We start from the raw sequence: 7,697 nt of genomic DNA, 5'->3' as shown, positions 1-7,697 counted from the left end.
TTCTCCCTGTTACCGCCCGACTTGCATGTGTTAGGCCTGCCGCCAGCGTTCAATCTGAGCCATGATCAAACTCTTCAATTAAAAGTGTCTGATGCTCAAAGAATTAAACTGTTTACTGCTGCTTATTACTAAGCTGCTGTATTGGTCACTCTTCAAGACTTCTCAAAAATATATTTTTTGTGATATGTCCTGCGAGTGCCCACACAGATTGTCTGATAAATTGTTAAAGAGCAGTTGCAACATTCGCTGCCGTTACCGGTCTTCTGCGTTGTTGCGAGGCTGCGTATATTACGTTTCCAGCCCCTTTGAGTCAAGCGTTGTTTTTCAACTTTCCGCTTTTTCTCTTTCTGCCGGAACCGCGTGTTATCGCGTTGTTCCGTGTCAGTGGTGGCGCATTATAGACACTCGCTGAGATCACGCAAGTGTTTATTTCAACTTTTTTTCTGTTTGCAGATAAAACACCCAATCGGGTTACTTTTTAGGTGATTTTGCGCTTTTTTGTACGGGTTTCAGCAGTGCAGGTAAATCAGCGATACTGTTAATCACAATATCTGCCGCCGCTTCGGCGTCTTCCGTTACCAGTTTACCGGTGCGTACCAATACGGTTGTACCCACTTCAGCAGCCCGTCCGGCCAGCATATCGTCGAGCTTATCCCCTACCATATAAGAGTTACTCATATCGATCTTCAGGAATTTCTGTGCATCCAGCAACATACCCGGCGCCGGTTTACGGCAGTTACATTCCTGACGAAACTCTTCGACAGTACCTTCAGGATGATGAGGACAATAATAGATGCCATCCAGGTCAACACCGCGATCCGCCAGAGACCAGTCCATCCATTCTGTCAGGCGCATAAACTGATCTTCGGTAAACATACCGCGGGCGATACCCGACTGATTTGTGACTATGATTAAAGCGTAGCCCATCTGCTTGATGGCCTGCATTGCTTCAATCGCGTTCTCTATAAACTGAAAATCATCAATCTCATGGAGATAGCCGGTATCTACGTTAATGGTGCCGTCTCTGTCCAGAAATACTGCGGGGATACCCATGGTTACACTCTTAGTCCGTTATCAATAATGTATTTAGTATCGCCTATTTGATACGGAATGAGAATGCAGCCTGATAACTAAATCCTGTTGACTTAGCCGTCCAGACATCTTAACATCCGAAAATCATCTGGTGAACAACCAGTTTCACGTAACAAGGTAATAATAATTACATGATAAAGCTGACGAATATAAATAAGGTTTTTCAGCAGGGTCATCGCGAAATACAGGCACTTTCTGATATTAACCTGCACGTCCCGCAAGGGCAGATTTACGGTGTGATTGGTGCTTCCGGCGCCGGGAAAAGTACGCTTATCCGCTGTGTGAATATGCTGGAACGGCCGACATCCGGACAGGTACTCGTCGGCGGCCGTGACCTCACTAAGATGAACGATAAAGAGTTAACCCGTGCCCGTCGCGGCATCGGAATGATTTTTCAGCACTTTAACCTGTTGTCTTCCCGTACTGTTTTCGGGAACATCGCTCTGCCGCTGGAACTGGATCGCGTACCGGCGGCAGAAATTGAAAAACGGGTTGTGAAGCTGCTTGACCTGGTCGGTCTGTCTGATAAACGGGATGTTTATCCGGCAAATCTGTCCGGTGGTCAGAAACAGCGTGTGGCTATCGCCCGTGCGCTGGCAAACGAACCGGAGGTATTACTGTGTGATGAGGCCACCAGCGCCCTGGATCCGGCAACGACCCGTTCGATTCTGGAACTGCTGAAAGACATCAACCGCCGGCTGGAGTTAACTATCCTGCTGATCACCCATGAAATGGATGTGGTGAAACGCATCTGTGACCAGGTTGCGGTTATCAGCGGCGGGCAACTGATTGAACAGAATACGGTAAGTGAAGTGTTCTCTCATCCTAAAACACCGGTGGCACAGGCCTTTATTGAGTCCACCCTGCATCTGGATGTGCCGGAAGATTATCTGGCACGTCTGAAACCGGAGCCGGCGGAAGGACTGGGGCCGCTGCTGAAGCTGGAGTTTGGTGGTCAGTCTGTCGATGCCCCGCTGATCTCGATTGCATCACGCAAGTTCAATATTGATATCAGCATCCTGAGTTCTCAGATGGATTATGCGGGTGGTGTGAAATTTGGTGTCATGCTGGCAGAACTGGACGGTAACAGCCCGCAGGATGTTGAAGCGGCGATTAGTTTTCTGAAAGAACACCACGTAAAAACAGAGGTTCTCGGTTATGTCTGAAGGAATGATTTTACTGTTAGTTAAAGGCATCTGGGAAACCCTGGTTATGACATTTGCATCCGGTTTCCTGGGATTTTTAATCGGTCTGCCGGTGGGGGTACTGCTGTATATCACCCGTTCAGGGCAGATTGCGGATAATAAAAGCCTGTACCGGACCCTGTCCGTGCTGGTCAATATCTTCCGCGCGATTCCGTTCATTATCTTACTGGTGTGGATGATTCCGTTTACCCGGTTAGTCGTCGGTACGTCTATCGGGTTACAGGCCGCCATTGTGCCGCTGACTGTCGGCGCTGCACCGTTTATTGCCCGTATGGTGGAAAACGCCCTGCTGGAGATCCCGTCAGGACTGATTGAAGCTTCAAGGGCAATGGGTGCCACACCATTACAGATTGTCAGCAAGATCCTGCTGCCGGAAGCATTACCGGGACTGATCAACGCCGCGACCATTACGCTGATCACCCTCGTGGGTTACTCCGCAATGGGTGGTGCTGTCGGTGCAGGCGGATTAGGTCAGATTGGTTATCAGTATGGTTATGTCGGATATAACGCAGTAGTTATGAATACGGTATTGGCATTGCTGGTTGTTTTGGTCTTTATTATTCAGGTATGTGGTGATCATCTGGTTAAGGCCGTTACCCACAAATAAGACTCTCTCCGCGCCGCACTGACTGCGAACGCGTATTAAACAGAACGAGGAAAGAAAAGATGGCTTTTAAATTAAAATCGCTTGTCGTTGCCGGTGCTTTGCTGGGTTCATTAGTGCTGGCGGGTTGCGGACAGAATGAAAAAGATCCGAAAAGTATCAAAGTCGGCGTGATCGTCGGTGCGGAACAGCAGGTGGCGGAAGTGGCGAAAAAAGTCGCCAAAGACAAATACGGTCTGAATGTGGAACTGGTCACGTTCAACGACTACGTCATGCCGAACGAAGCTCTCAGCCGTGGTGATATCGATCTGAACGCATTCCAGCACAAGCCGTATCTGGATCAGCAGATTAAAGACCGTAACTACAAATTAACTCCGGTGGGCAATACCTTTGTTTATCCGATTGCCGGTTATTCAAAGAAAATCAAATCACTGGATGAGTTACAGGACGGCGCACAGGTCGCTCTGCCGAATGACCCGACTAACCTTGGCCGTTCACTGCTGTTATTACAGAAGCAGGGATTAATCAAACTGAAAGAAGGCACCGGTCTGCTGCCAACAGTTCTTGATGTGGTTGAAAACCCGAAAGGTCTGAAACTGATCGAGCTGGAAGCCCCGCAGCTGCCGCGTTCACTGGATGATAATAAGATCGACCTGGCCGTGATCAACACCACTTACGCAAGCCAGATCAATTTAACCCCGGCTAAAGACGGCTTATTTGTCGAAGATAAAGATTCACCTTACGTCAACATTATTGTCTCCCGTGAAGATAATAAAGACAGCGAAGCGGTGAAAGAGTTTGTTCAGTCATATCAGTCAGATGAAGTCTTTAATGAAGCAGATAAAGTCTTCAACGGCGGTGCGGTGAAAGGCTGGTAAAAGACCGGGAGTTCAGAATAACTGCTAAGTTCTTTTATCTTTAATCAAAGAATATTACACTGAGGGTGAACAATTGTTCACCCTTTTTATTTTGTTATAATCATTAAATGTTCAGCATATAAATAATAATATTTCACCTGCCATTGCTTTCTGTTTTGTGCAGCCAGAGGATCTCTTTTCATGCGAGTGCTTATTATCAGCCTGCTTGCTCTTCTCATCGCGGGATGCTCTTTCCGTCAGAGCCATTCCGAGCAGGAACAAGCGCAATACGCCGATATGCGGCTGAAAAAACCGGCCGGTAAAAAAGCCAAATCAACATCCGCAGCATCACGCGTCAAACTCTATCTCCACCCGGAAGAACTGCTGGGTAAACCTTTCCGTGACCTTGGCGTGGTTTTGGGTCAGAATTGCCGTGAAGCGGCAAACCCTGCACAGTCCGGTATTCCGGCTGCCCGTAAACAGATGCTGTACCGGGCCGGAAAACTGAAAGCAGATGCCGTGTTACTCCACCAGTGTGCCGTGAACCCCGCGCAGGGTTGTAAGCAGTTGGCGGTATGCGAAGGTACTGCGATTAAGGTTGATGATGTCTGAGTTTTCATTTTCACCGGTGGGGTTTATCCGCTCACCATGGCAGGAAAAATTTGCGATTCCGCGCCAGCCGGGGCTGGTTGAGGATGGTATCGGGGAACTGCACTTTGTGGCTCCCTATAATCACGCCGACTGCGTGCGCGGACTGGAACAGTTCAGTCATGTGTGGGTCATCTTTGTTTTCCATGATATTCCGGCCGGCAGCTGGCGTCCGCTGGTACGCCCGCCGCGCCTTGGCGGCAATGCCAAAATGGGCGTGTTCGCCACCCGCTCCACCTTCCGCCCGAATCCGATCGGGATGTCGCTGGTTGAACTGAAAAAAGTCTGTTACGACGGCGATACGGCGTATCTCTCCCTCGGCAGCCTTGATCTGCTTAACGGTACACCGGTGCTGGATATCAAACCCTATCTGCCCTATGCTGAATCCGTCCCCGGAGCTCTGGCCGGTTTTGCACAGGAAGAGCCGCCGGCGGATATGCCGGTCGTGTTCAGCCCTGCGGCGCAGCAATTCATGACAGCTCAGGTCGCCCGATATCCTGATTTGGCGCGTTTTGTCACACAGGTACTGGCGCAGGATCCGCGTCCGGCGTATAAAAAACAACAGGCTGACGATAAAATTTATGCCGTGCACATGCTGGATTTAAATGTCCGCTGGCATATCCGCGACGGCGTGACCGAAGTCATCAGTCTGGAAAAACGCTAAACCCCTTTTGGGGCGCCGCAGTCACTGGTAAACTGTCAGGCTTAACTTCACTTCTGCGCAGAATATTTCTGCGATAAGACATGTTTGTCGTTCTAATGGAACCTAAATAATGCGTACTACCCAATATCTGCTCTCTACTCTGAAAGAGACCCCTGCTGACGCCGAAGTGGTCAGTCATCAGCTGATGCTGCGCGCCGGGATGATCCGTAAACTTGCTTCAGGTCTGTACAACTGGATGCCGACCGGTGTCCGCGTATTACGCAAAGTTGAAAAGATCGTACGTGAAGAGATGGAAAATGCCGGTTCACTGGAAATCTCCATGCCGGTGGTTCAGCCCGCAGATTTATGGCTGGAGAGCGGACGCTGGGAACAGTACGGTCCGGAGCTGCTCCGTATCACTGACCGCGGCGATCGCCAGTTTGTTCTGGGTCCGACGCACGAAGAAGTGGTCACGGACATCATCCGTAACGAAGTGACATCTTACAAACAGCTTCCGCTGAATGTGTTCCAGATCCAGACCAAATTCCGCGATGAAGTCCGTCCGCGTTTTGGTGTGATGCGCTCCCGTGAATTCATCATGAAAGATGCGTACTCTTTCCACCTGACCCAGGATTCACTGCAGGAAACGTACGATACGATGTATCAGGCGTACAGCAAAATCTTCAACCGTATCGGACTGGATTTCCGTGCAGTAATGGCAGATACCGGCTCTATCGGCGGAAGTGCATCCCACGAGTTCCAGGTTCTGGCACAGAGCGGCGAAGATGATGTGATTTTCTCCTCTGAGTCCGATTACGCGGCCAATATCGAACTGGCGGAAGCGGTCTGCAACATTACTGAGCGCCCTGCACCGCAGAAAGCAATGGAACTGGTTGATACACCAAACGCGAAAACTATCGCGGAGCTGGTTGAACAGTTTAATCTGCCGGTTGAGAAAACCGTCAAAACCCTGATTGTTCACGGCAGCAAAGAGAGCGGCCACAAACTGGTTGCGCTGCTGGTGCGCGGTGATCACGAACTCAACGAAGTGAAAGCGGAAAAACATCCGCTGGTTGCTTCTCCGCTGGAGTTCGCGACAGAAGAAGAGATCCGTGCAGCCGTGAATGCGGGCCCGGGTTCACTGGGGCCGGTCAATCTGCCGCTGCCGGTGGTCGCTGACCGTACTGTTGCCATGATGAGTGATTTCGGTGCCGGTGCGAATATCGACGGCAAACACTATTTCGGTATCAACTGGGAGCGTGATGCTGCCCTGCCGGAAGTGGCGGATATCCGTAATGTGGTCGCCGGTGACCCGAGCCCGGACGGCAAAGGTACCCTGATGATCAAGCGAGGGATTGAAGTCGGTCATATCTTCCAGCTCGGTAAAAAATACTCCGAAGCACTGAAAGCGACTGTTCAGAACGAAGCCGGTCACAACGAAGTGGTCTTTATGGGTTGCTACGGTATCGGAGTCACCCGTATTGTTGCGGCCGCGATTGAGCAGAACTTCGATGATCGCGGGATTATCTGGCCGGATGCGATTGCACCATTCCAGGTTGCTCTGCTGCCGATGAATATGCACAAATCTTACCGCGTGAAAGAAGTGGCGGAAAAACTCTACGCTGACCTGACCGCACAGGGCATTGAAGTGATCTTTGATGACCGTAAAGAGCGTCCGGGTGTCATGTTTGCGGATATGGAACTGATGGGTATCCCGCATACCATCGTTATCGGTGATCGCAACCTCGACAGCGGTGTGGTGGAATACAAATACCGCCGCAGCGAAGATAAATCCCTGATCGCGCTGGATGACGTTGTCAGTGTGCTGAAAGAGAAAATCATCACTGCCTGATTATCAGTGCTGTGAATACAAAAAGGCTGAACATCTGTTCAGCCTTTTTTATGCCTGCGGGAGCCGGAAGAATTTACTGACAGCCGCGGGATTTATCCAGTACGGATTTACCGGTCTGGATCAGCGCCTGATCAAACTGGCCGTCTTCCATGGACGGACGGATGGTGTAATATCCTTCCACTTCCAGATAAACAGGTTTGCCGCCTTCAACACCCAGCTTACCGTAACCCTGTTCTAAACCGATATTGCCCGGCACCGCGTAAACCACACCGGTCTGGCAATCTTTAAAGGTTGCCGCATCAGCCATATAACGGTATTCACCTTTCAGCTGTACAGGTTTCACCATTTTCAGGGTGTAATTCATGTCTGATTTAACCGGATTGCCGTCGATATCCAGCATCACCAGCGATTTATCCTGCGGGTCATAATAAGCACGCTGCCCGGCGGTATCGGTCAGGCGCAGTTTTTCGCCGTCTTTCGCCCAGGTCCCGGTTTCAAAGAAGGTCTGGTTGCCGTCGCGGGTTTCCAGATAGGTGCGCTGCATAACATAGGTGCCGTCACCTTCCAGTAAAACGGTCACATCCATGCCGGAGCAATCGGCACACGGAACCACGCCGTTATAGGCACGGTCAAGAACATGGACTTCCGGCGTTGGTGGCACAACCACTGTCGAACTACAGGCAGTAATGCTGAAAATGCCTGCCGCCAATAAGAGTTTTGTCAGATTTTTCATATTTCCCCCTGAACATCAGATGAGGTAATGTTAGCAAAATGATTGTCAGTTTTTGTATATTCA

General features: G+C 50.2%; 8 protein-coding genes and 1 rRNA gene. 6 read left to right on the top strand and 3 right to left on the bottom strand.

The annotated features are described in order from the left end of the window. Both ACSBQN_RS16290 and gmhB read right to left on the bottom strand, forming a co-directional pair. Positions 1–81 (bottom strand): 16S ribosomal RNA (locus ACSBQN_RS16290); the annotation flags it as partial. Positions 82–471: 390 nt separating this feature from the next. Continuing rightward, positions 472–1,053 (bottom strand): D-glycero-beta-D-manno-heptose 1,7-bisphosphate 7-phosphatase, encoded by a 582-nt coding sequence (gmhB, locus tag ACSBQN_RS16285; protein WP_024474938.1) that lies wholly within the window; start codon positions 1,051–1,053, stop codon positions 472–474. A 170-nt stretch (positions 1,054–1,223) separates the two neighbouring features. On the opposite strand from gmhB, the gene metN reads away from it, so the two are divergent. The 6 genes from metN (at position 1,224) to proS (ending at position 6,901) form a co-directional block, all read left to right on the top strand. After that, on the top strand, positions 1,224–2,258 hold the full coding sequence (metN, locus tag ACSBQN_RS16280) for a methionine ABC transporter ATP-binding protein MetN (protein ID WP_004237248.1): 1,035 nt from the start codon (positions 1,224–1,226) through the stop codon (positions 2,256–2,258). Then, complete coding sequence (locus tag ACSBQN_RS16275) at positions 2,251–2,904, top strand: methionine ABC transporter permease MetI (RefSeq protein WP_354632949.1); 654 nt, start codon at positions 2,251–2,253, stop codon at positions 2,902–2,904. Before metN ends, ACSBQN_RS16275 begins: the two co-directional genes overlap by 8 nt. A gap of 59 nt (positions 2,905–2,963) precedes the next feature. Then, positions 2,964–3,779, top strand: coding sequence for a MetQ/NlpA family lipoprotein (locus tag ACSBQN_RS16270; protein ID WP_434991738.1), 816 nt, complete (start codon positions 2,964–2,966; stop codon positions 3,777–3,779). 180 nt (positions 3,780–3,959) lie between these two features. Then, positions 3,960–4,370, top strand: a complete 411-nt coding sequence (gene rcsF / locus ACSBQN_RS16265; protein WP_024474940.1) for an Rcs stress response system protein RcsF — start codon at positions 3,960–3,962, stop codon at positions 4,368–4,370. Then, entirely contained in the window at positions 4,363–5,070 is a 708-nt protein-coding gene (tsaA, locus tag ACSBQN_RS16260) for a tRNA (N6-threonylcarbamoyladenosine(37)-N6)-methyltransferase TrmO (RefSeq protein WP_152697007.1), read from the top strand. Before rcsF ends, tsaA begins: the two co-directional genes overlap by 8 nt. A gap of 109 nt (positions 5,071–5,179) precedes the next feature. Continuing rightward, complete coding sequence (gene proS / locus ACSBQN_RS16255; protein ID WP_004237243.1) at positions 5,180–6,901, top strand: proline--tRNA ligase; 1,722 nt, start codon at positions 5,180–5,182, stop codon at positions 6,899–6,901. Positions 6,902–6,974: 73 nt separating this feature from the next. Here proS and nlpE read toward each other — a convergent pair whose 3' ends face one another. Beyond that, on the bottom strand, positions 6,975–7,634 hold the full coding sequence (gene nlpE / locus ACSBQN_RS16250) for an envelope stress response activation lipoprotein NlpE (RefSeq protein ID WP_024474943.1): 660 nt from the start codon (positions 7,632–7,634) through the stop codon (positions 6,975–6,977). Positions 7,635–7,697 lie beyond the last annotated feature (63 nt).

It is taken from the genome of Morganella sp. B601, from assembly GCF_051172335.1.
In the GTDB taxonomy this organism is placed as follows: Bacteria; Pseudomonadota; Gammaproteobacteria; order Enterobacterales; family Enterobacteriaceae; genus Morganella; species Morganella morganii.
The sequence above is the reverse complement of the archived record's forward strand: the minus strand, read 5'-3'. Positions and strand labels throughout refer to the sequence as shown.

Bases quoted from the DNA above. Each gene is read 5' to 3' on its own strand.
- nlpE (WP_024474943.1), bottom strand. From the start codon at position 7,634: ATGAAAAATCTGACAAAACTCTTATTGGCGGCAGGCATTTTCAGCATT.
- gmhB (WP_024474938.1), bottom strand. From the start codon at position 1,053: ATGGGTATCCCCGCAGTATTTCTGGACAGAGACGGCACCATTAACGTA.
- ACSBQN_RS16275 (WP_354632949.1), top strand. From the start codon at position 2,251: ATGTCTGAAGGAATGATTTTACTGTTAGTTAAAGGCATCTGGGAAACC.
- ACSBQN_RS16270 (WP_434991738.1), top strand. From the start codon at position 2,964: ATGGCTTTTAAATTAAAATCGCTTGTCGTTGCCGGTGCTTTGCTGGGT.
- metN (WP_004237248.1), top strand. From the start codon at position 1,224: ATGATAAAGCTGACGAATATAAATAAGGTTTTTCAGCAGGGTCATCGC.
- tsaA (WP_152697007.1), top strand. From the start codon at position 4,363: ATGTCTGAGTTTTCATTTTCACCGGTGGGGTTTATCCGCTCACCATGG.
- proS (WP_004237243.1), top strand. From the start codon at position 5,180: ATGCGTACTACCCAATATCTGCTCTCTACTCTGAAAGAGACCCCTGCT.
- rcsF (WP_024474940.1), top strand. From the start codon at position 3,960: ATGCGAGTGCTTATTATCAGCCTGCTTGCTCTTCTCATCGCGGGATGC.